This is a genomic window from Companilactobacillus pabuli, assembly GCF_014058425.1.
GTDB lineage: Bacteria > Bacillota > Bacilli > Lactobacillales > Lactobacillaceae > Companilactobacillus > Companilactobacillus pabuli.
In genome coordinates, this window is sequence record NZ_CP049367.1 from 34,218 (window position 1) to 55,728 (window position 21,511).

The following is a 21,511-nucleotide window of genomic DNA, read 5'->3' on the forward strand; positions in this document are numbered from 1 at the left end:
AGTGTTATTAACACTTATGGAGAGGTGTGTTAATATTGAAGTATAAAATTATTGGGGGAGCTTTTATGACTGCGAAAGTATTATCTTTTTTGAACTTTAAGGGTGGCGTTGGAAAAACAAGTACTACAGCTTTAACAAGTTATAACCTGGCCAAATTAGGTTATAAGGTTTTGGCAATTGATTTTGATCCTCAGGCTAACTTAACATCTTTATTTTTAAAGACTAAAAGTATCAAAACAAATGATGAAATCATTACAATTGAAACTTCACTTATGACAGCTGTGAATGATGATCTTGACTTGAAGGATATTGCAATTTCAATCGATGAGAATTTATCATTGATTCCTAACGCAGTGGACTTCAGTATGTATAACCGATACTTGGATAAGAATATTAAAACTGAGCAGGATAAAGTAGATTTCTTTAAAAATAAGATTGAATCTTTGAAGAAAGATTATGACTTTATTTTTATTGATGTTCCGCCAACAATTTCGTTGCCAAATGACACTGCATTTAATGCTTGTGATCAGATCATCGTCGTTTTACAAACACAAGAAAGATCATTGTCAGGTGCAGAAGTGTTAATTGATTATCTACAAAAAACATTGATTGATGATTTTAATTCTGATGTTGATGTCATGGGTATCTTACCTGTTTTGTCAAAACGTAATGCGGCAGTTGATGAAGAAATTTTAAATTCAGCCGAATCTGAATTTGGTAAAGATAATATTTTCCAGCATAAAATTATGATCATGGAAAGAATCAAACGTATGGATATGACCGGTATTACCGATAATAAAAAAGACGTTTGGGACAAAAAGGTACATGCAGCATTTACGGGTGTGGCTAAAGAAATAATCGAAAGGTTAGGTGAATAGTCATGGGGATGCTGAAACACGATGACAAAAAAATTTCAAAACCAAAGAAATCTACGCTTGAGCGTGGCACCAAGGTTGTCGTTGAGAACCAAGTAAAGAGAAAAGATGTCGTTGACATGCCAGACTCTGGTGTTACTTTCCCAGTAAATGTTCGAGTGGATAATCATATTAGAAACAAAATATCGGCTCTGTTGAACCTGGGTATGGCGAAATCTCAAAAAGAATTAGTCAAACAGTTGGTTGAGAATGAAATAGACAGATTGCCGGAAAGTGATAAGAGTAGATTTGATAGGATGTTTGAAATTTTGGAAGAAAAAGATAATATGAAGAACTAAATGTTAATAACATTATATATTTAACATTTAACACTTTGTTGAAAGACAACTTAAACCTTCAACATATAAAAAAAGACGTTACTCAGTAACGTCTTTGGAATGGCCCTTTTTTTTGTCTTTACTAGTTGAATGACAGTGCTAAAGTCTTAATTAGACAGTTAGACAGTGATTCGGGGGATAATTATGTTGAAAATTAAGGCTTTTCTTTTGGGGATAGCGGTTTTGCTAGGATGTGCCAGTTCAGTAACTGTTATACAAGCTGCAGGACTAGGTGGTCCTAATGTCGGGGATTATATATATGAAGATCAAGAAGTAGTTACTAATCAACAGTATGAAAAACTGAAAGATATCAATGGTCAAATTGAAACGGGGCCTAATCCGCAAAGATTATATATTTTAGTATTGAGTGATAATGATAGTATAAGACGCTTTAATTATTTAACTGATAATGATCCTAAAACTAAAGGAATACCAGAAGATATAGTTAATAAAACTGGTGAAGTTTTATATGGACATAATCATTATTACGATATTGATTCGGATGAAAATGGTATACCAGATTGGAAAAACAATTATTTGGTCTACGATTTAAAGAATAACCGGGTTTATTTTGATCCTAGTGATCAATCAAGTTCATATATTACGGACCTAATGTTTTGTAAGATAAAGATTGGAATAAATAATTTAACTGATGGAACCACCACACAGAGAATGGAAGCTTTATTTGATCTAGCAGAAAGATTAGAACCAAAGTTGAAAAAGGTTGCTGATAATAAAGAGTTCATATACTCGAAAAGCTATTATGATATTAAAAATATTGTTAATGGGGTTTTGCTTGTATTAGGGATAATCGTTGGATTGGTTATCTGGTTTATTATTCATCGGCAAAATAAGAACCATCCTCATAATAGCGGTGGATCTGAGTTAGGCAATTCAGATTATGATGCTGGTTTTGACGAAGGGTACTATATGGGAAGTCAAGATCCATTTATGTAAAAAATTTTAGTTATGAAAAAGAACAGCATTTTTAAGGGATATTCGAGGTATGTAAAAAATACCTAAATCTCTTAATAAATGCTGTTCTTTTTACGTATATTCAGTTATGAATTTGTTTGATTTTTTAGCTTTACCGGTTTAATGAGAAATTTATTTTTTTGTGAACTAGCAACGGGAATAAATTTTTTACCATCTTTATAGACAAATTGGATAACATCATAATTGTTATCTAGCTTTTTTGCCTGTTTGGAAACAATATCTTGAATTGAATAAGGTAGATTGCAAATTTAATCCGAATTTTTGGACAAATTTGTCAGCATAACCTGATACGGTGTTTACCAGTCGAGTATTTTAAGCGGTCGCTAAGTACTTTAACTGATTTGTGAGTGTCGGCGTCAATGTAAATAAACGACATGGAGCCGTGCGTGGAACGGAATTCATCAAAGCATAGATTAATCGGTAACCGGCGGCTCGCGTGTGGATGAATATTAGCCGTCAAAATACGCTGAACTGAGTTTGTCGAAATACCGGTGAGACTGGCGATAGTCTTAGCCGGGAGTGATTTACTGGCTAGCTTCAGCACATGAGTCGCTAGTCCGTGACCGATGGCGTGGTTGGTTGATACCACTGGAGTGGTGGCCGTACAAGCGCTATGGCGGTTACTACAACGCCAGCGTTGCTTGTTTAGCTCTAGAATTACGGGCCGGTCCATGGGTCCTGCAATGTGGACATGAGTGAGCTTGTGTCCGTTAGGGTGCAACGTATTGTATCCACAGCTGGGACAGCGCCTGAGTGTGTAGGTAAGCTCTGCCTGGATGACCAAATACTTTTTGCGACCCGAGCCCCGACCATGAAATTCATCACGAGTACCGAACACCTGAATATTTGTGTCTGTAATTCCCAGTAATTTAAGTGTATTATCTAGTTGAGACATCTATTCCTACCCCGCTTATCTTGAGTATTGTCGCTTAAAGCATAGCACTAGGGAGGCTTAGATGCCTTTTTTTGTTATCAAAAAGGGCCTAGTACTTTTGGAATCGAAATACTTTCCAACACCAAAAATTCTAGACCCCTAAATTTGCAATCTACCACGTATGTTTAAATCAAATTTATTTTAAATATACCTTGTACAGTGAAGTTTATTGATTGTGTGATTTATGATAAAAGATTAATCTTTTATCATAAATCACACAATCAGTAATACATAAGTTAAGCTCAATCTTATTTACGTTTGGCAAGGCCTTCACGAATAATTTTTTCTAAGACATCAACAATTTTTTCGTCATTCTCAAAAGCGATGCGTTTAACTTCTTTATATGTGCTCATGCGAAGTTGAACGGTTTTAGTTCTTTCTGTTTCGAATTGGTATGGACTTTTTAGGTTTTTAAGTTGTTCAGATGCCTTTTTACTAACTTTGTTTAAAAAATCTTCTGCCATGATAAATTACTCCTCTAACTGTTGAATTCTAAGTATTTGTTCATTAAGAACCATTTGGTACATTTGGATTGCTCTTTTATCCCAATGGTCTTTATTCCGTATTCCTTCATTAGCAAACGTTTTAACCCGTTCTTGAGTTCTAATTGAGTTTGAAAAGACCCCTTCGCCAAAAAAGTCTTTTGCTTGTGCAGAAATTTCAGTATCAACTTTTGCACGTGGCTTCATTAAGTACAATATGACACCAACTAACTGAAAACTTCCATTGTATTGTTCACGTAGTTCACCTAAATGCGTAGCTGTTTTTAAAGAACTTGTATATGACTGCTTTTGAGTTTGTAAGACAATTGAGATGAAATCTGAAGCCATGATTGCGTTATTAGTAAAGACATTTATTGTTGGTGGTACGTCAATAAAAATATAATCGTAATTTTGTTTTAACTTTGAAAGCATTTGTGGTAATAGAATATTACGTTTAACCCGATTAACTTTTTCTACAGCACCAATCCATAAAGACAATGTCCAATCTGTAGGAATCATATCAATTTGGTTTGTAACAGACACAATAGATTTAGACAAATTCCCTCCAAGAAGGCCCTCATATAATGAAAGTTCCGGCTTTAAATCGGCTTTATAAGTCTCCTTCATAATTTCAGTTGCATTTCCCTGGGGATCGAAATCTATAAGTAGTACTTTTTTCCCCTCTTGACCCAATAAATAGGTTTCCATTACAGTCAAGGTGGTCTTACCAACGCCACCTTTAAAGTTGAAGTTTAATAGTGTTTTCCCATTCATAGTAGCACCTACCTTTACATAAATATTTTACCATGATTTATGATTAATCACAAATTTTATGTGATTTATGATTTATGATTAATCATAAATCATATCCATAAAACTATTTACTTAACCTTTGCAGAATGATATGCTTTGTTCATAAACAAAAAATCCCAATCCACTCGGGATTGGGATTTTTGCAGTATTGACAAGTAGCTATCTTGCAGCTACCTAGTCCAAGCAATTTTCACCGCCAAGTTAAAATTGCTTGAAAAAATTGTAATCTTGTTTACGTACTAATTATACCGCAAGCAAACCTTAAGGGCAAGCAAAGGTAAACTAATTAAAACGAAGATAAGACCAATGGACTAAGTAGCTTGTAATAACTACTTAGTCCATTTTTAGTTCTTAAAAATTAAAAAAGTTGCCGACTGGGCAACTCACAAACAGACACATGCTGGTGAAACTACAAAGCCGATCACAACCAATGTTCGCTTTGTAATTCAGTTAGAGCATATCAGATTTGTATTTTAAAGCAAGTCAAATGTTTTAGCAACTCTCTTTTGAGACAGCGTGTGTCAGTCAAGAAAGGGAGTTTTTATTATGACAAAATCAACAAATTTTAATTACTATGAAGCAGATAATGTATATGGAGCCTTATTTTTCCAGTTTCCTAAGGTATTAATGTATGGCGAGCAATACAATCATTTAAGCAGTGATGCTAAATTGGCTTATATGGTACTGAAGGACCGGCTAGAGTACTCTTTGCGTAATCATTGGGTTGATGAAGAAGATCACGTCTACTTTATTTTTACCAATCAAGAATTAATTAATCTGTTTAACTGCTCAGAACATAAAGTTATTAAAATAAAAGCTGAACTTAAATCAACTGGCCTACTCTTACAAAAGCAAATGGGATTTAACCCAAAGACTAAAAAGAATGAACCGAATCGTCTATACCTTTCTAAACTCGATGTAAAAGCTACTGATGTTTATTTAAGGGGCGAATATGGGCAAAAAAAGCCTGAAACCCTTGCTACAAGCGGAACTGCAAAAAATGCAGTTCCGCAAGAGACCGTTGAAACCCTTGCTACAAGCGGAACTGCAAAAAATGCAGTTCCGCAAGAGACCGTTGAAAAAAGCCCTCAAACCCTTGCTACAAGTGGAAGTGCAAAAAATGCAGTTAATCTATATAAAGACTCTAAAAACATAGATACTAATAGATACAATATAGATACTCAAAAGTTGGACTTTTCCACAGCCAATTTCTCACAAGCAGAAATTCAAAAGCAAAACCAGGATTTGGTGAACCATGCTAATGACTTCTTAACTGATGAAGACAGTGGCTTACCGGTTTTCTTAGAACCAGAAGCCGTGCAATTACTTAGCTTCTGGTGCCGAACTCCGCAACAAATGCGGCGCTTTATTGGCATTATCTTAAACGCCAAATATGCTGTTGAAAAAGAACATAAGGATTTAGGCGTATGGATTCTATTAGATGACCCTGATTTAAAAAAAATGATGACCAAAACATTAAGACGCTATTTTAATGCCCTAAGAAGCGATGAGAAACATATCAAGAATGTTGAGAACTACCTGTACGGCACCATGCAAAACCTATTTGGTGTTTGGTGGAACCAACAAGCAGCTAGAGAATATGCGGCCAAACACCCTAAAGAACAAAATATTGATAACGAGCGTTCTTGAAATTAAACGCCATATTAGCCCTTTTAAACCGTTTTAAGTGCTACATGCATAAATTAATTAAAGCCGCTTTAAAATTGCTTAGAAGCAAAAATAGGCGCTTTTAGTGGCTAAATTGGCGATGATTGAACTAAGGGAATGTGAAAGGAGCTTTTTAAATGACCAAATCCAGCAAAGAAGTCGAAACAATTGATCAATTGTTGGCTGACCCATGGGCAGTCGATATTCAAGACATTTGAGAGCAAGCAGCCCATAACCATAATCCAGATCCTGATAAACGCAAGCTGTTTGACGCGTTACACACTTACCTCTTAGATAAGCGTCAAGAGCAAATTATCAACGAAAAGCATTTTGTGATTTAACATGGACAGGTCAAATAATCAGTGACTGAAATAGAAAGGAGGCACAAAATATGGCTAAAACTCGAACATATATGGACAAGTATAAATTCACAGCTGCAGAAAACCAACGGTTTGCCCGAGCAAACTTTACCAAGTTAGTGCATACTAATGCTCGTTTTGAAGGCGTTAATACCACTTTGCCACAAACACAAACTATTATGGACGGTATGAGCGTAGCAGGAGTACCTGTTGAAGATGTTTTGACGATTGTTAATTTAAAGCGTGGGTGGCAATATATCACTGCTCAAAATTCCCCTTTAACGTTAACCATGGAAAAACAAATCAACAAGATTGTGGCAGCGGAAGACGCCTTAGTACCGGGAGAATTACGTCAAGGGAAAGGAGGAGTTAATTTAGGTAGTGAAGACTTTTTTGAACCGCCTTTAATTAACGAAAAACAAGAACAATCCTTTTTACAAAAAATCTTGGCTGATCCACGAACGACGATTACTGATAAAGCATTAACTGTCATGTATCATAATATGCGTCAACAAATCTTTTGGGACGGGAACAAAAGGACGGCGACTTTAAGTGCTAATAAAATTATGATTGACGGTGGTGCAGGCTTAATCAATGTGCCGTTAGATAAGTGGGATCAATGGAACGAACTAATTGCCAATTATTATCAGACTAATGACATGACTAAAATTAAACAGTGGACATATGATAATGGTATTCAAGGATTACAAATTCGAGCAAACAAAAAATTAAGTGCTAATGAATTAAACCAGATGTACAAGCAACTAAAAAAACGGATAAATTAGAACTTAAACTAGTTGAAGACGAGATTAGTAAAAGAACCCAAAACCATCTCAAATACTTTGCTAAAAACAATCTAGAAGTTAAGCCAAAAAATAATCCTGAAAATAAAAACGATCGGCCTAGTTATTAGGTTGATCGTTTTTGAGTTTATTTGGTTTATGGGTATTAACGTAATCGGCAAATATTTTTAAAAGCTCTTCGGTTTGTTCAACCGAGAGATTATCAGCTTGAAAGTATTTTTCTAGCAAAGCCCCTTTTTGAATTAATCGGCGAGAACGGGCTTTGCGGGCTTGCCGATTTTCGTAGTATTTAGATTGCCGTAATTTAAAATCTTCTCGCTCAATTTTTTGTTTTAAACGCGCTTGTTGCTCAACTAGTTTTTCATATTGATTAGGCATAGTCATTACCACCTAACTATTATCGGTTATTTTGAGATTGATTTAAAAAGGCGGCAACTTTTTTAGCAATCATTTTAATCTGTGGAGTAGTAAGTGTCCCATAATCCAAATTGGCTGATCTAATGATTTGCTTACCGAGATTTTGTTCAATTTTATTTTTTTCAGCTTTAATCTTTTGATTAAGCTGTTTTAATTTAGCTTCTTGTTTTTCTAAGTTACTTTGAGACATAATGATTCCTCCAATCGTATTAAAAATAATCACCGACACTATATCATACAGAGAACGTTAAATCAAAGGATAGAAGTTGAAATAGCGAAGCGGAATGCATACACTATAAGTAAATTTATGGGAATCAGCAGGACGAGTGAAACGAGGTCAATGCGCACTTACACATAGAATGAATTCTATGTTGTGCTAACCCCAAAATCCTGTATTAGAAGTCGCCGATGTCGACAACAGAAGAAAACCCATAGAATCAAAGTAAAGAGGTGACTCACATGGCAATTTTTCATATGAGTTTTAGTAATATTAGTGCTGGTAAAGGACGCAGTGCCATTGCCAGTGCCGCTTATCGGAGTGGTGAAAAATTATTTGATGATAAAGAAGGTCGCCGATATTTCTATGCCCGATCGGTAATTCCAGAAAGCTTTATTTTAACCCCCAAAAATGCACCAGAATGGGCCAGTGATCGAGAAAAATTATGGAATGAAGTTGAAAAGAACGATCGTAAATCAAACTCACGTTATGCAAAAGAATTTAACGTGGCTTTACCGGTAGAATTAAGTGAATCCGAACAGAAAGAATTACTGACAAAATATGTGCAAGAAAATTTTGTCGATCAAGGTATGGTAGCTGACGTAGCAATTCATCGCGATCACTCAGACAATCCGCACGCACATGTGATGTTAACCAATCGCCCATTTAACCCCGATGGTAGTTGGGGATTAAAAGCAAAGACGCAGTACATTAAAGATGAAAATGGCAAGCAACTTTTAACCAAAAGCGGGTTTCCAAAACAAAGAAAAATTTGGTTGGTTGATTGGGATAAAAAGGAAAAAATTAATGAGTGGCGAAAAAATTGGGCGTTGAGTGTTAATCAGTTCTTAGCACAAAAAAATATTCCGGATCGGATTAGTGAAAAATCGTTTGTCGATCAAGGGATTCAAGAGACACCTACCCAACACGAAGGCATTAACAGCCAAAGAAAAAATCGAAAAGCATTTAATCAACAAGTTAGAGCGCAAAGAAACGCTCAAGCTAAATATCATAATCTTGACGAAAAGATAAGAAATCATGAACATTTTGACGCGTTAACTGACGAGCTATCGTTCTCTGAAAAACACACAATTAGTCATCTAAGTCAGCAATTGAAAGCCTATGTCGATTTAGAACATTTAGATGATAAACAGCGCATGCTATTTAATTGGAAGAACAGCTTATTAATCAAACACGCGGTTGGTGAAGATGTAACCAAACAACTGCTGACTATTGACCAGCAAACGACATCACTAGCACAAGCTAACCAGTTGTTAAATAAAGTGGTGGAACGAGCAACGAAAAAGCTTTATCCGGAACTTAATTTTGAACAGACAACCGCAGCTGAACGACGGGAACTGATTAAAGAAACTAATAGTGAACAAACGATTTTTAAGGGTAGCAAATTGGCAGAACGGTTAGCGGATATTCGAAGTGACTTATTAACCCAGCAATTATTGACGTTTACCAAGCGGCCATATACCAGCTGGCAGTTAGTTAATCAGCAGGCCCAAACAATTCAGAAGCAATTAACCACGGTACTAGCCAAACATGGTCACCAGTTAGACGATTTGAAGCATACTGATCGGGGCATACTAGCCGCTTATCAACCAAGCGAACTCGAATTCATTTCTAAAGCGGTCAAAGATTTACGGGTCATTCGGGAAGTTAAAGCCGTGGTGCAAACCCAATACGACAGCATTCTAACGACTGCTTTTCCGGACAGTGACCTCGATAAGCTAGAGACGATTGACAAGGAGCAAATCTATACCGCTGTGGTTTACTATGACCCAGAATTAAAGCCATTAAGCGCCAATGATTTTAGTCAATTGCAACAGCAGCCACCGGTAGTCTTTACTAGTCAGCAACACCAAGCTGGTTTGAATTACCTGTTAGGTAAAATGGAATTAAAAGATATTCAGGATCATCGACTGCAACGGGTCTTAAAACATGATGGCACCCGGCAACTGTTTATTGGCGAATGTGGCCAAGATCCTAAGTTGGATCACCAACAAATTGAAATGGTACAAACTCGTTTGAAACAACAGGCAATGCGATTTGATCAATATAAGCAAGCTCAAGTTAAGGACTATCAGGCCATTAATTACCAGCCAACTAGCCCGAAAAATTACCTGATGAATATTTTGGACGAAGCCTTAATGACCATTTTATATGCGAAAAATACGGACTATCTAAGAAAGCAGCAACTACGTGGCTTAAAAGAGACCGAGTGGGCAATGACGAAAAAGCAACGGCAACATCAAACTCGAAACCGGCATGAAGATGGGGGCAGGCACTTGTAACCTAAATGTAAAAAAATAAATGGTGTAAGTTACACCTTTTGATGTTAAATTATGACTAAATTAAGAAAGGAGAACTTACATGTGACAGGCAATCAGGAATGGTACAGCGTAACGCAAGCTAATCACAAGCTGGGGCGTGGCCGAAATTATGTCAGCAACTGGATCAAACGACATCCGGAGTTTCCTGATCAATTTTTGCTTGGTTCAGGTACCAATAAATTAATATCTGATGAAGGGATAGAGTGGGTTAAAAATCACATAAAAAAAGAGGGCGTCCTCGTCAGCAGTAGAGTTGCTAACGGGGATCAGCACCTAGAACCGCAACTTCTAGGTGTCACCCTCCTAACAATCCATTTTACCGGGCGGGTTAGGGGAAAGCTAGTTGTTTAGCGACCCTAACGCGCTTTTTTTGAGGAGGTGATCCAATGAAAGTAGAAAGCTGGCAAGGCATTAATGGCAAGTTAGTTCATGATGATCAAAAGGCGATTATAGTCGATGATGATCAAAAATTAACCGATCAAAAACAGCTACAAGCAATTTTAGATCAAGATGGTCAGCCAATCGATGAAGTTCGGCAAGCAATGATTAAGAAGACCGTTAAACGCCAGTTGAAGACTGAGCCGTTAAAGCTTAGTGGTTGGTTTAATCGCCACCAAGACAGTCAAAATGCTAAAAAGGCCGAAAAATTGGTAAGTGATAAACCGACTCATCAATATAAGCAGATCAAAAATGAAATGACCTTTTTTGGTGAGAGTTTCCTGGAAGGCTTCTTAGGTTTCTATGGCTTAGAAGTTGATAACGCCTTAGACCGTTACGAACATAATTTGCATGTCTTAGAGACCCAAGAATTAGGCCAGTCAGAAAAAGAGTATTACTTAGCCACGAGTGAAAACGGCCGCGTCAAATTAGCCACCGATCCATTACCAAGCCAGCAAATTGCCGAGGAACAAATGAACAAGTTCTATCAGCGTGAGCCAGAAGAAACGCAGGCAGAACAAATTCAATTACGAACATCAGAAGACGATAGGAAGGAGGAATAACATGAAGTTCAGCAAAGTAAAAACGTTAGTAACTACTGGAGCTACTGCAATCTATTTGGGCTTGATGAACGCCCAGGTTGTTTTGGCGGCGGACGGTGGCGAAGTTAAAAGCAAGCTAACCAGCGCTGGTAAGACGATTCAAGGTATTTTAACTGGGTTGGTCGTTTTAGTCGGGATTTGTGTGGCGCTATTTATTATTATCAAAAGAATGCCTGACGCAGACGATCCGCGAGAGAAATCAGAGGTTTATCACGCGGTTGGTCGGGTGGCTGGTTTAGTGGCCCTAGCGGCAGCGATTATCTGGCTATTACCTTGGGTTTACAGCCTATTCACTTAATTTAAAAAGGAGCCTGCCAAATGAAGAAAGGAAAAGAATTTATTTTCCCAGAGAACGTAGATAAAGATTACGGGATCTGGAAAGACTACACCTTGAAGGATTTTGGCTATGCGGCGCTGGCAGGACTAGTGGGCTTAATTTTTATTGCGATCCCACCCTATAGTCTGATCTTAGTCCTGATAAAAATAGTGATTGTTGTCTTAGCCATGACGATTGTCATGGCTATTTTAACAATTCGTCCAGTTTCGGCGCGGAAGAATATTAAAGTACGGGATAACTTTAAGTTGAAACGCCGCTATGCCAATGGTCAGAAACTGTTTTATTTAAAACCGAAGAAGCGAGGTGAACTAAATGCGTTTGAAAAAGAGCAAAACCGCCAATAAAACAGCCAAGCTCGATTGGGATTACCAACCGCCTAAAATCAATGGTGGCAAAGAGACCATTGATGACATGAGCTTGGTGGTGGGTATGTATGGTAACTACGAAGTTACCAAAACAGGTAATCTCGTTGGCATTTTGGAAGTTAGCGGGATCAACCTTGATTTACTTAATGAAACCGAACAACAGGACGTTTTTGAAGACTATGGTGCGTTTCTGATGAGTACCTTGGGTGAAGGCGTTGATGATACGTTACAGTTCTTAGAGCCGACGATTCCCGTCAATATGACGGCTTATCTTAACGGTCTCAAACGCCGGTATCTCGCCTTACAAAAAGGCCACCCGGCGCAACAGTTCAAAATCCAGCTCATAGCCAGTTACTTGGATCACTTTACTAAAGTCCAGGAATCCAAAAACATGACCACTAAACAACATCTGCTAATCGTTAAGGTACCGATTAAAGACAAGAGCGTTAAAAGCTTAAACCTAGCGGTCACTCATTTAGACGAAAAGATCGAACAGGTTAAACGAGACATTGAAAATGCGTTAACGGATTTTGATGTGACGGCCAAAGTTTTGACCAGTCAAGAAGTCCAAGAGATTTTAAAGAACTTGATCAATTTTAATGGATAGGGGGTAATAGTATGAGTTTTGGTGATAAGGTCATTGATTTATTTATGCCAACTAAAAAAGAGCATAACCAAGGTAACAGCGACCAAACGGGTAGTAAGCCCAAACCGGAGGTTGAGGATTTTACCAAGCTGATTGATCGCGATAGCTTGCATTCACTATTCCCGTTTAGCTGGGAACAGTACCCCACCTACGTCCAGTCGGGCGAGAATTTTATTCGGGTGTTAGCGATTGCTGACTATCCCAAGCGGGTGTATGGCAACTGGTTGTCAGAATTGAAGCGCAAAAAAGGCGTTATCGATATTGTGCAATATATCGACAGCGCCAGTAACAATTCAATGATTACCTATTACAAGAAGACGATTCAAAATAAGGAAGCGCAGAAGTTAAATACGTTCGACCCGTATAAAAAGAAGATTCTGCAAAATTATATTGATTCAGCCAACATGCAACTAGATAAATACCTTGATAATTCTACCACATTTGTCTATCAACATATGTTGGTTTATCTGCGGGCTAACAGTTTAGCAGAATTAGATGACTTAACCGATAACGTCAAGAATACGTTGATTAAACTACAAATGAAGTCCTTAGTGCCCGTTAAAGCAACCTTTCAAGCTTTCTGGTCAACCATGCCAATTAACGAGAACCTCATGGGGGATTACACCTATAAAGAAAGTAATACCGAAGTCGCCAGCAGCATGTTTCCCTTTGACGACGCGGAGATTTTGGACTTGAAGCCTAGATCTGATATTGAAGGGGTTAACAAAGATACCAACAGCTTAATTGCCGTAGATATGCTGGATCGCAACAAGACGCTAAATCAAAATCAAGTCATTATCGGCACCTCGGGGGTCGGCAAGACCACCTATATGATTCAGAAAATCTTACGCTACGCCATTCAAGACTATCAACTCTACATTATTGACCCAGAAAACGAATATACCAAGATTGTTGAAGCCCTGGGTGGCGCAGTCTTGCACCTAACCTCGAATGCTAAGTACAAAATTAACCCGCTCCAAATTTTCTCCGAAGAAATCCTAAGCGCCGATGAGGCGGTCACGAACCTTGATTTACTAGTTAAAGATAAAATCCAGCGATTAAAGGGATTCTTTGAAGTCCTTAAAACCGGGATTACCCAAGTTGAGCTGGCAATTCTTGATGATGTCGTTAAACAGGCCTACGTCAACAGTGGTGTTTTGAAGTACAGCCGCTTAAAAGAGATTAAAGACGATCAGTGGCCGACCTTATCCAATGTTTATGACGAGTTGGAAAAACTGGCTGATAAGGACGCAGAAAAATTTAATCGGGTTAAAGACTTCTACTACATCTTAGGCAGCTATACCCATGGTTCTAACAGCCTATTTGACGGGCACACCAACGTCAACCTAAAGGGAAAGATCATTTCTTTTGATCTAAAACCCCTACAAAGTGAACAGGAAGTCCAATCAGCGGCTTATCTGAATACCTTCCAGTATTTGTGGGACGAAATCACCAAAGATCGGCATAGCCGCAAGAAATTGTTTGTTGATGAATTTCACTTTTTAACCTTACACAAAGCGGCTGCCACCTTTTTCCATCAAGCCTACAAACGGTTCAGAAAATACAATGCCGGGGCGATTGCCGGAACGCAGCAAATCCAAGATGTGATTGAGGGAACAACTGATACAGGGCAAAATATTGGGGAAGCAATTATTGGTAACTCCTACACCAAAGTGTTCTTTGGTCTTGACGGTAAAGGCGTTGATGATGTGATTACCAAATTGCGTATGACGTTCTCGGATAAAGAAAAGAAGCTACTAGAACGTCGTAGACAAGGCGAAGCCCTGATGATCTATGGTAGCCAACGCGCCTTTATGCGTGTCGAGTTGACCGAAGAAGAACTACGACTAATCGACCCAGAAGCTTACCAAGAAAAATACAACCGTGAGACAGCCGGGCAACCGGACTATCAAAAGCGCGTGGCCTTAACACCTAGTGAGATTGACGCTTTAACTACCTCCGAGGAGGAAGGAGGGACTTTAAATGAGTAAACCAAACCAGTTATTGAATATCGAGGTTGGCACCTTCAAGCGACAGGGAAACAAGTTAATTCTCGAACTCAATCACAATCAGTTTCGATATGACCAGTTGAGTGAGCTAAACGAATTAAAACAAAATGATTCCAAGTTCTTGCAGTTAGTTAACGTGGTTGAGCAAGACCAGAAGGTTGTTTTAACTTATACCTTGCCGGATAAGGTCAGATCATTAAAGGAATTACCACATGAAAATAAAGCAATCCGGTCAGCAATTGCCAAGGAAATCATGGTGCAAAATGTGGTTAACGATAGCCAGTATCACGTTGCGTTGAACCCAGCTAACCTGTGGTATTACCCCATGCAACATGTTTGGTACGCCTACCGGGCCAATGAACTCATGCCTTATGATGATAAACATAGCAATTTAGCCAAATACAAAGCACTGATTCTGTTTTGCTTGACGGGGACGCCCTATGAACGGCTACTAAGCGATCCCCAAGAAGCCTTGGCCAAACACCCAGATGACTATTTACAACAAGTGGCTAAAGCTACGTCGTTAAATGAGTTAACGGAAGTGGTTAACGGCATTGAGGATTTTGTGAGCTATCACGAATGGCAGGAAGTTGAAACGGCCCAGCAGAAAACCAAACAACGTTTATGGTTGAGTATGGCCGGGGTGGCGATTGTGGCCGTTTTGGCCGTCGGCTTAGTCCATAAAAGTGACGAACGGCAATATCAAAGCTTGGCTAACCAGAACCAAGCCCAGGTCATGCGATTAAAATATAGCGGTCAAATTCAAACCGCTTTAAATGATCACAAGTGGTCAGAAGCGCAAAAAGATATGCAACGGGCCGGCTATCCTTCAGCTAAGCAAGTCAGTGTCTTTTTAAAACATCGTCAGTACCAGCAAGCCTTAAACGTTGACCCAAGTCAGTTGAACAAGGTTGTTAATGCGGCTTATGCCAACCAAGATAGCAGTCAAGTGGCCGATTGGCAGTTACCAACTCAGGCAACGAGCAAACAAAAAGACCAGTTGAAGCTTGAAAAAGCGATTGTTAATTATGATACCAATACGCTTAATAACCAATTATCCTTTACGACGAACGCTGATGTGTTATTGAGAATAGGGCAAGCTTTCCTCGCCCATAATGATACGCAAGACGCCCAGACTGTCCAAACCAAGTTAGCCGGCGTGAACAGTCCTAAAGCTAAGTATTTAAAAGCCTTGTTAAGTCTCAATGCCGCTAAGAACGAAGTTAGCGATGCCCAAAAGAAGTTAGATGACGCCAACAAGATTGATGGCAGTAAAGATAAGGACAAAGACAAGAAGGTGGATTCGGCTAAGTCGGACTTAAAGAACGCGCAGAGTGACCAATCAGCAGCGCAAAAACAAGTCGATCAGGCCAAGCACAAAGTGGGTGATTAAATGCAGGTATTGTCATTTGAATATAAGAAAAAGAAGTGGAAATTGATTGCTTATATTGTGGGTGGCGCCCTTCTGCTAATCATCTTGCTAATTGCCGCGCTTACTGGTCAATTGCAAGAAAACAGTTGTGATAACTCAACCACTACAGAAACACAATTAGATAGTAAGAGCATGACAGAAAATGCCAAAAACATCTATGCCCACTGGAAACAAAAGTATGGTGCCACCCCACAAGCGGCCGCCGGTATCTTGGGGGTCTTACAACTAGAAAGTCGCCTTGATCCCAAGTCCGTTAATTCCAGTTCCGGGGCCACGGGCTTAGCCCAGTGGTTAGGTGGTCGGAAGGATAAGTTGGAAGACTTAGCCCACAAAGAAAACAAACCAGCGACGAATCTCGGCGTGCAGTTGGACTATCTCGACCAAGAATTGAACAGTAGTTACTATGCGTCAAACAAGCAGATTTTTAAATATACGGACGTGCATAAAGCGACCAAAGCCTGGTTAATGGATTATGAGGGTATGAGTAAGAACCCGGAACAATGGTATTTAAGCCAAAGATACGGTTATGCCGATCATTGGTATTCCGTGTTGGGTGCAAGTGATCCCGTGGCCGGTAATACGTTAGATAATGCAAGTTCAGGCGATCTGACCGAGCTAGGTTGTGATAGTGACCCGAGCTATTCCGGTGGCAGCATTGTTAAAAACGCGGAAAGTATGAAGGGCGACTTCTATTATGTTCAAACCCACCCTAGCCCCGATTTAGGTAGCGATTTAAAGAATCCTAACAAAACCGGTGGGACAGATTGTTCAGGCTTTGTCTGGTTAGCCTTGAATAAGGCTGGTTACAAGGTACCGGCCAACATGGGTTGGTTTACCGGCACGATGGCCAGTGACGCCAAAGGCAGCCATCAATACTTGAAACAGATCAGTGAAACTGACGCGAAAGCCGGTGATATTGTGATCGTTAATCAAGGCGTGGGAGCTGGAAATGACGGCCATACTGCCATTCTACTAGGCAAATGGCAAGGTAAAGCCACTAAGATCATTGAGCAAGGTGGTACGGGTGACAAAGTTAACGAAAGCACTTTTGGGACCGCTTTTTATAGCTTACTAAATGGTGGTGATGTAACGTTAGCCCGGCCAATCAAGAAGTAAGGAGGAACCAACAAATGAAGCGTAGCGTGGTATTAAGTATTGCGCTTGGTAGTTTGATCTTAATTATGTCATTAGGAACGAATGCCTATCAACATAGCCAAGTTAAGCAGGCACAACAGCAGATCAGTCGTTTACAAAAACAGAAGCGCCAAGTTAACCAGCAATTGACTAAAACCAACCAACAAAAGCAGTTATTGAGCACCCAAATTGACAGTTATAAGACCTACCAAAATAATAAAGACAAAAGTCAGGCTGAACTTAGCTTTAATACGGTAGTCACCAAGTTCTTTAAGGTCATGAACAACTTTAAGCCCAAGACCTACGGCCAGCGTAAAGATGGCGTGAAAGACTTGATTTCCGACAAGCTATATCAGCAATACTTTTCAAATAAGGGCACGTATGGTGATAGCAATAGTGTTTCAGCTAAGTTAAACCAACTGAACCTGTATACGCAAAGTAAGCAGGGGCAAAATATGAAAGGCTTGGCCGTTGTCAGTTACGAAAGTAAGAGTGGCGACAACGACTGGCAAAAGGCGACGGTACTTTATCAAGTGACTTTCGATACCACCACGGATCGAATCACCGCGGTACAAAATTTAGGTAGTAGTTTTAAAGCCAGTGACCTTAATTAAACGCGTTGGTAAAGCCCTAGCGGTAATCGTGGTGGTTTTAGCCGTTAGCGGGTTTGCTGGTCATCAATATGTCAATCACGTAGAAAAGCAGCGATCAATCGTGACGCTGGCTAAGCATTCTGATAAAGTTCTGTTCTTTTACCGTGATGATTGCCCGGATTGCCAAGCAATTTTCCACCAGATTTATTGGCATAACGTCATCAGTCACAACATCATTTTGATTAATATGAATCAACCGAAGAATCGGCATTACATTCAAAAATATCAACTAACGGCGGTGCCAACCTTGATTCATGGCAAGCAACGGTACACCGGCACCAACCAACAAAGAATTAAACAGATAGTAGGTGATTAGATGAAAGACAAATTATTAAACAGCGTTAAAGCCAGTTGGCCGTATCTACTAACGCTAATCATTGGCTTGTATTTAGCGGAGATTTTAGCCGGATCAGTCATGGCCTTGTCGCTCTATAAGTTGACTTTTGCGGATCATATGCCAACGGTGTTAAAGCAGTTAGTCTTACACCCCTGGCACTATTACAACTTGTATTTGGGTCAAAAGAACCCGGTATTAATTGTCGTCAGTATCGCTGTGATCCTGTACACCATTTATTTTGCCTTGAAACGAAATAGTAAACATAAAGCGTGGGAAACCGCAGATACTGAAACTCACGGGAGTGCGACCTGGGGGAATTTAAAAGAATTAAGTGACCATTACTTTAGTATCAATGCCAAAGACCTCACCACAGCATTTAACAAGAGTACCAAGGCAGAAATTCTCAAATCATTAGTGGATCGAGAAAAGTCAGCGAAGGGAGGAGATTAACATGAACAGGACAATTTTAGGGATCGTGGATAAACAGATTGTTTACCAGAATAACAGCACCAAACCCAATCGGAATATCTTTGTGGTTGGGGCCCAGGATCATATAAGACCCAGTCAGTCGTCATTACCAACCTGTTTAACGAAACGGAGAACAGCATTGTCGTAACCGACCCGAAAGGTGAATTATACGAAAAGACGGCCGGTATCAAACTAGCCCAAGGCTATCAAGTACATGTCGTCAACTTTGCCAACATGGCGCACAGCGATCGCTACAACCCCTTTGATTATATTCAACGGGATATTCAATCCGAAACCGTCGCCACCAAGATCGTTCAGAGTGAAAATGCCGAAGGTAAAAAAGACGTGTGGTTCAGTACCCAACGGCAACTTCTGAAGGCGCTAATCCTGTTTGTCATGAACCACCGGTCACCAGAGCAACGGAATTTGGCGGGTGTGACCCAAGTGTTGCAAGAAAACGATGTCGAAGCCGAGGAAAAGGGAGCAGATAGTCCGTTAGATACCTTGTTTCTTGATTTAACCATGACTGATCCCGCGAGACGCGCTTATGAGTTAGGTTTCAAAAAGGCCAAAGGGGAAATGAAAGCCAGCATTATTGAAAGTCTGTTGGCAACCATTTCGAAGTTTGTCGACAAAGAAGTGGCCGATTTTACCAGTTTTTCGGATTTTGATTTAAAAGAGATTGGCAAAGCCAAAGTTGTGCTATATGTGATTATTCCGGTGATGGATAATACCTATGAAAGCTTCATCAATCTATTTTTCTCACAATTGTTTGATGAATTATACAAATTAGCCGCCGATCATCACGCTAGATTGCCCCATCAAGTCGACTTTATCCTTGATGAATTTGTCAATTTAGGTAAATTTCCAAAGTATGAAGAATTTTTAGCAACGTGTCGAGGGTACGGCATTGGTGTCACCACCATTTGTCAAACCTTAACCCAACTACAAGCCTTGTATGGCAAGGATAAAGCCGAGAGTATCTTAGGTAATCATGCGGTTAAAATTTGCTTGAATGCCGCTAATGACGTGACCGCTAAATATTTCAGTGATTTACTAGGAAAATCAACTGTTAAAGTTGAAACCGGTAGTGAGAGTACCAGTCATAGCAAGGAAGAAAGCCACAGCAAGAGCGATAGTTATAGCTATACGAGCCGTTCACTCATGACACCCGATGAAATTATGCGTATGCCCGAAGATCAGAGCTTATTAATCTTTAGTAATGCGCGACCAGTCAAAGCTACAAAAGCGTTCCAATTTAAACTATTTCCAGGGGCTGATCATTTGGTTAACTTGTCACAAAACGAGTATCAAGGCCAACCAGAATCCAGCCAGGAAACCAACTTTAAGAATAAGGTAGATAAGTGGAATCAGACGGTTAAAGCACAACACCAAGCAAAAAAAGACGATCAAACAACCGATGATGAAGAAGACAAATTGCAGGACAATATCGATCAAGAATTAGAGTCTAGACATAAGAAATGCTTGGATAATGAATAGGAAAGGGGAGTTAAAATATGAAAAGTTTTTACTTCCACCCAGTTTTAGCAAGCTTCTTAGGTGATAAAATTTCGGGTGCAATTAATGAATGGCTTAAAGGAGTTTTTAGTGGGGCAATGAATGGTATAACCTCATGGTGCAGAGCTATTTTTGATCAAATCGGTCAACATGAATCTGTCCTAGACCAATGGTATGCAATCTTTCTTACTTTTGCGACGTCCTTAGTAGTCGTGGTTGTCCTAGGAAGAATAATTGGAACTTTGCTAAAAGAGGCCGATGAAAGTACTGATGTTACTTGGGCTAATATTGTGATGGACAGTCTTAAATCAGCTGCCGCAATTCCGGTCATGGTCTTTTTACAAGGATTTTTACTGAAAGCAATCGTGTTTCCACTCGGTAAATTTATGTTTTCAATGAATAGTAAGTACACAGCTTCAATGATTACCGATTCAAAAAATATTGGTGGAACATTGGCGATAGGATCGGTTATGTCACTGATATTATTAGGATTCTTTGCGATAGTGACCGTGTTCTTCTTCTTCAAAATGTGTATCTTTATGGCTGATATAGCCTGGTTCTATCTAACAATCCCGTTTGCGGCCATCAGTATCGCAACCGAGACTTGGGATTATAGTGGCACGTGGTGGAAGAAGTTAATTTACCTAAACGCTTCTATGCTCTCACAAGTGTTATCCATGACCCTATGTGTTTGGGGGGTTACTCATTGGGGTAGTAATGGAATTGGTGCCTTTGCTTTATCCATTGGTATGGGGTGGCTGGTATTGCACACACCAAAGGCTATCGAAGATTTTTGGAGTTCAACTGGTGCTACCAAAAGCGGTTTGGCAGGGGCTATGAGAATGTTAAAAAATAGAATGAAGCATTAGGCCAAAGGGGGGTTATTTAAATGAAGTGGCGAGAAAAAATAAAAACGAAGTGGCGAGTTGATTCGCATGTCAATGTTTTTAAAGGAGCTCCACTTGACCACTTAATCTTCTACTATCTGTATCGATCACTAGAATGGTTCGTCATCGTTATGGGAGGTTTGCTAGTTCTATATGAAGTTTTAGCTTGCCAATGGCTTGAAGTAATCGTTTTGCTAGTGGGTGACAGTGGCCTAGTCATGATTCTAAGAAGCGGAGCTAAAAGTGAACATAAAGCTTACAAAGATTGCTTAAAGGAACGTCAACAGGCTTATGAGCAGGTCAAACAAGAAGACATGCAAGCACTTAGAAAACAAGCCTGGTTGGATAGTGCGAACCAAGGCAAAAAAGAATTAGAACAGAAATTGAATTATAAGGAGTGAA

The 21,511-nt window shown here is 39.4% G+C and carries 23 protein-coding genes and 3 pseudogenes; 21 read left to right on the forward strand and 5 right to left on the reverse strand.

The window, feature by feature from the left end:
- The first annotated feature begins 65 nt into the window (after nt 1–65).
- The 3 genes from G6534_RS11975 (at nt 66) to G6534_RS11985 (ending at nt 2,209) form a co-directional block, all read left to right on the forward strand.
- Nucleotides 66–878, forward strand: coding sequence for a ParA family protein (locus G6534_RS11975; protein WP_025085226.1), 813 nt, complete (start codon nt 66–68; stop codon nt 876–878).
- A 2-nt stretch (nt 879–880) separates the two neighbouring features.
- Nucleotides 881–1,213, forward strand: a complete 333-nt coding sequence (locus G6534_RS11980; RefSeq protein ID WP_057814724.1) for a DUF5388 domain-containing protein — start codon at nt 881–883, stop codon at nt 1,211–1,213.
- Nucleotides 1,214–1,396: 183 nt separating this feature from the next.
- Nucleotides 1,397–2,209, forward strand: a complete 813-nt coding sequence (locus tag G6534_RS11985) for a hypothetical protein (protein WP_182083308.1) — start codon at nt 1,397–1,399, stop codon at nt 2,207–2,209.
- Between the two features lie 352 nt (nt 2,210–2,561).
- Here G6534_RS11985 and G6534_RS11990 read toward each other — a convergent pair.
- From G6534_RS11990 to G6534_RS12000, 3 genes and pseudogenes are all read right to left on the reverse strand, one after another.
- Nucleotides 2,562–3,143 (reverse strand): annotated as a pseudogene (locus G6534_RS11990) (ISL3-like element IS1165 family transposase); the annotation flags it as partial.
- Nucleotides 3,144–3,430: 287 nt separating this feature from the next.
- Nucleotides 3,431–3,646 carry a hypothetical protein gene (locus G6534_RS11995; protein ID WP_003649837.1) on the reverse strand — a complete coding sequence of 72 codons (216 nt, stop codon included), beginning with the start codon at nt 3,644–3,646 and terminating at the stop codon, nt 3,431–3,433.
- A 6-nt stretch (nt 3,647–3,652) separates the two neighbouring features.
- Nucleotides 3,653–4,438 carry a ParA family protein gene (locus G6534_RS12000; RefSeq protein WP_182083309.1) on the reverse strand — a complete coding sequence of 262 codons (786 nt, stop codon included), beginning with the start codon at nt 4,436–4,438 and terminating at the stop codon, nt 3,653–3,655.
- A 585-nt stretch (nt 4,439–5,023) separates the two neighbouring features.
- On the opposite strand from G6534_RS12000, the gene G6534_RS12005 reads away from it, so the two are divergent.
- From G6534_RS12005 to G6534_RS12010, 3 genes and pseudogenes are all read left to right on the forward strand, one after another.
- Nucleotides 5,024–6,127 (forward strand): replication initiator protein A, encoded by a 1,104-nt coding sequence (locus tag G6534_RS12005; protein WP_182083310.1) that lies wholly within the window; start codon nt 5,024–5,026, stop codon nt 6,125–6,127.
- A 155-nt stretch (nt 6,128–6,282) separates the two neighbouring features.
- Nucleotides 6,283–6,486: pseudogene (locus G6534_RS12140) on the forward strand (hypothetical protein).
- A 50-nt stretch (nt 6,487–6,536) separates the two neighbouring features.
- Nucleotides 6,537–7,289, forward strand: a complete 753-nt coding sequence (locus tag G6534_RS12010) for a Fic family protein (RefSeq protein ID WP_182083311.1) — start codon at nt 6,537–6,539, stop codon at nt 7,287–7,289.
- A 117-nt stretch (nt 7,290–7,406) separates the two neighbouring features.
- Here the strand turns inward: G6534_RS12010 and G6534_RS12015 are convergent, their stop codons facing one another.
- Together G6534_RS12015 and G6534_RS12020 are read right to left on the reverse strand one after the other, a co-directional pair.
- Nucleotides 7,407–7,685, reverse strand: a complete 279-nt coding sequence (locus G6534_RS12015; RefSeq protein WP_125678503.1) for a hypothetical protein — start codon at nt 7,683–7,685, stop codon at nt 7,407–7,409.
- Between the two features lie 19 nt (nt 7,686–7,704).
- Nucleotides 7,705–7,914 (reverse strand): hypothetical protein, encoded by a 210-nt coding sequence (locus tag G6534_RS12020; RefSeq protein WP_057811787.1) that lies wholly within the window; start codon nt 7,912–7,914, stop codon nt 7,705–7,707.
- A gap of 269 nt (nt 7,915–8,183) precedes the next feature.
- On the opposite strand from G6534_RS12020, the gene mobQ reads away from it, so the two are divergent.
- From mobQ to G6534_RS12095, 15 genes and pseudogenes are all read left to right on the forward strand, one after another.
- Entirely contained in the window at nt 8,184–10,244 is a 2,061-nt protein-coding gene (mobQ, locus tag G6534_RS12025) for a MobQ family relaxase (protein ID WP_182083312.1), read from the forward strand.
- A 51-nt stretch (nt 10,245–10,295) separates the two neighbouring features.
- Nucleotides 10,296–10,634 carry a hypothetical protein gene (locus G6534_RS12030; RefSeq protein WP_420826959.1) on the forward strand — a complete coding sequence of 113 codons (339 nt, stop codon included), beginning with the start codon at nt 10,296–10,298 and terminating at the stop codon, nt 10,632–10,634.
- Between the two features lie 35 nt (nt 10,635–10,669).
- Entirely contained in the window at nt 10,670–11,284 is a 615-nt protein-coding gene (locus G6534_RS12035; protein ID WP_182083313.1) for a hypothetical protein, read from the forward strand.
- A gap of 1 nt (nt 11,285) precedes the next feature.
- Nucleotides 11,286–11,621: a CagC family type IV secretion system protein gene (locus tag G6534_RS12040; protein ID WP_182083314.1), complete on the forward strand. Its 336-nt coding sequence runs from the start codon at nt 11,286–11,288 to the stop codon at nt 11,619–11,621.
- A gap of 20 nt (nt 11,622–11,641) precedes the next feature.
- Nucleotides 11,642–12,004: a hypothetical protein gene (locus tag G6534_RS12045; protein ID WP_034528460.1), complete on the forward strand. Its 363-nt coding sequence runs from the start codon at nt 11,642–11,644 to the stop codon at nt 12,002–12,004.
- Nucleotides 11,973–12,632, forward strand: coding sequence for a TrsD/TraD family conjugative transfer protein (gene trsD / locus G6534_RS12050; protein WP_182083315.1), 660 nt, complete (start codon nt 11,973–11,975; stop codon nt 12,630–12,632). Before G6534_RS12045 ends, trsD begins: the two co-directional genes overlap by 32 nt.
- Nucleotides 12,633–12,643: 11 nt before the next feature.
- A complete protein-coding gene (locus tag G6534_RS12055) occupies nt 12,644–14,662 on the forward strand; it encodes a VirB4 family type IV secretion system protein (RefSeq protein ID WP_182083316.1) in 2,019 nt (672 codons plus the stop codon).
- On the forward strand, nt 14,655–16,073 hold the full coding sequence (locus G6534_RS12060; RefSeq protein WP_182083317.1) for a type VII secretion protein EssB/YukC: 1,419 nt from the start codon (nt 14,655–14,657) through the stop codon (nt 16,071–16,073). Before G6534_RS12055 ends, G6534_RS12060 begins: the two co-directional genes overlap by 8 nt.
- Nucleotides 16,074–17,228 (forward strand): phage tail tip lysozyme, encoded by a 1,155-nt coding sequence (locus tag G6534_RS12065; protein WP_182083318.1) that lies wholly within the window; start codon nt 16,074–16,076, stop codon nt 17,226–17,228.
- A gap of 14 nt (nt 17,229–17,242) precedes the next feature.
- Nucleotides 17,243–17,860 (forward strand): SadB/YajI family lipoprotein, encoded by a 618-nt coding sequence (locus tag G6534_RS12070; protein ID WP_097037804.1) that lies wholly within the window; start codon nt 17,243–17,245, stop codon nt 17,858–17,860.
- Complete coding sequence (locus G6534_RS12075; protein ID WP_182083319.1) at nt 17,847–18,215, forward strand: thioredoxin domain-containing protein; 369 nt, start codon at nt 17,847–17,849, stop codon at nt 18,213–18,215. The genes G6534_RS12070 and G6534_RS12075 overlap by 14 nt, the downstream gene beginning before the upstream one ends.
- Nucleotides 18,216–18,686, forward strand: coding sequence for a conjugal transfer protein (locus G6534_RS12080; protein ID WP_182083320.1), 471 nt, complete (start codon nt 18,216–18,218; stop codon nt 18,684–18,686).
- A 1-nt stretch (nt 18,687) separates the two neighbouring features.
- Nucleotides 18,688–20,204, forward strand: a pseudogene (locus tag G6534_RS12085) (VirD4-like conjugal transfer protein, CD1115 family).
- A 17-nt stretch (nt 20,205–20,221) separates the two neighbouring features.
- Nucleotides 20,222–21,091, forward strand: a complete 870-nt coding sequence (locus tag G6534_RS12090) for a conjugal transfer protein TrbL family protein (protein WP_182083321.1) — start codon at nt 20,222–20,224, stop codon at nt 21,089–21,091.
- A gap of 20 nt (nt 21,092–21,111) precedes the next feature.
- Nucleotides 21,112–21,510 carry a hypothetical protein gene (locus G6534_RS12095; RefSeq protein WP_182083322.1) on the forward strand — a complete coding sequence of 133 codons (399 nt, stop codon included), beginning with the start codon at nt 21,112–21,114 and terminating at the stop codon, nt 21,508–21,510.
- Nucleotide 21,511 lies beyond the last annotated feature (1 nt).

Coding starts and splice junctions, on each gene's coding strand:
- G6534_RS11975 (WP_025085226.1), top strand. CDS start 66: ATGACTGCGAAAGTATTATCTTTTTTGAACTTTAAGGGTGGCGTTGGA.
- G6534_RS12060 (WP_182083317.1), top strand. CDS start 14,655: ATGAGTAAACCAAACCAGTTATTGAATATCGAGGTTGGCACCTTCAAG.
- G6534_RS12070 (WP_097037804.1), top strand. CDS start 17,243: ATGAAGCGTAGCGTGGTATTAAGTATTGCGCTTGGTAGTTTGATCTTA.
- G6534_RS12065 (WP_182083318.1), top strand. CDS start 16,074: ATGCAGGTATTGTCATTTGAATATAAGAAAAAGAAGTGGAAATTGATT.
- G6534_RS12095 (WP_182083322.1), top strand. CDS start 21,112: ATGAAGTGGCGAGAAAAAATAAAAACGAAGTGGCGAGTTGATTCGCAT.
- G6534_RS12020 (WP_057811787.1), bottom strand. CDS start 7,914: ATGTCTCAAAGTAACTTAGAAAAACAAGAAGCTAAATTAAAACAGCTT.
- G6534_RS12040 (WP_182083314.1), top strand. CDS start 11,286: ATGAAGTTCAGCAAAGTAAAAACGTTAGTAACTACTGGAGCTACTGCA.
- G6534_RS12080 (WP_182083320.1), top strand. CDS start 18,216: ATGAAAGACAAATTATTAAACAGCGTTAAAGCCAGTTGGCCGTATCTA.
- G6534_RS12010 (WP_182083311.1), top strand. CDS start 6,537: ATGGCTAAAACTCGAACATATATGGACAAGTATAAATTCACAGCTGCA.
- G6534_RS12055 (WP_182083316.1), top strand. CDS start 12,644: ATGAGTTTTGGTGATAAGGTCATTGATTTATTTATGCCAACTAAAAAA.
- G6534_RS12035 (WP_182083313.1), top strand. CDS start 10,670: ATGAAAGTAGAAAGCTGGCAAGGCATTAATGGCAAGTTAGTTCATGAT.
- G6534_RS12000 (WP_182083309.1), bottom strand. CDS start 4,438: ATGAATGGGAAAACACTATTAAACTTCAACTTTAAAGGTGGCGTTGGT.
- mobQ (WP_182083312.1), top strand. CDS start 8,184: ATGGCAATTTTTCATATGAGTTTTAGTAATATTAGTGCTGGTAAAGGA.
- trsD (WP_182083315.1), top strand. CDS start 11,973: ATGCGTTTGAAAAAGAGCAAAACCGCCAATAAAACAGCCAAGCTCGAT.
- G6534_RS11995 (WP_003649837.1), bottom strand. CDS start 3,646: ATGGCAGAAGATTTTTTAAACAAAGTTAGTAAAAAGGCATCTGAACAA.
- G6534_RS12005 (WP_182083310.1), top strand. CDS start 5,024: ATGACAAAATCAACAAATTTTAATTACTATGAAGCAGATAATGTATAT.
- G6534_RS12090 (WP_182083321.1), top strand. CDS start 20,222: ATGAAAAGTTTTTACTTCCACCCAGTTTTAGCAAGCTTCTTAGGTGAT.
- G6534_RS12045 (WP_034528460.1), top strand. CDS start 11,642: ATGAAGAAAGGAAAAGAATTTATTTTCCCAGAGAACGTAGATAAAGAT.
- G6534_RS12030 (WP_420826959.1), top strand. CDS start 10,296: ATGACTAAATTAAGAAAGGAGAACTTACATGTGACAGGCAATCAGGAA.
- G6534_RS11980 (WP_057814724.1), top strand. CDS start 881: ATGGGGATGCTGAAACACGATGACAAAAAAATTTCAAAACCAAAGAAA.
- G6534_RS11985 (WP_182083308.1), top strand. CDS start 1,397: ATGTTGAAAATTAAGGCTTTTCTTTTGGGGATAGCGGTTTTGCTAGGA.
- G6534_RS12015 (WP_125678503.1), bottom strand. CDS start 7,685: ATGCCTAATCAATATGAAAAACTAGTTGAGCAACAAGCGCGTTTAAAA.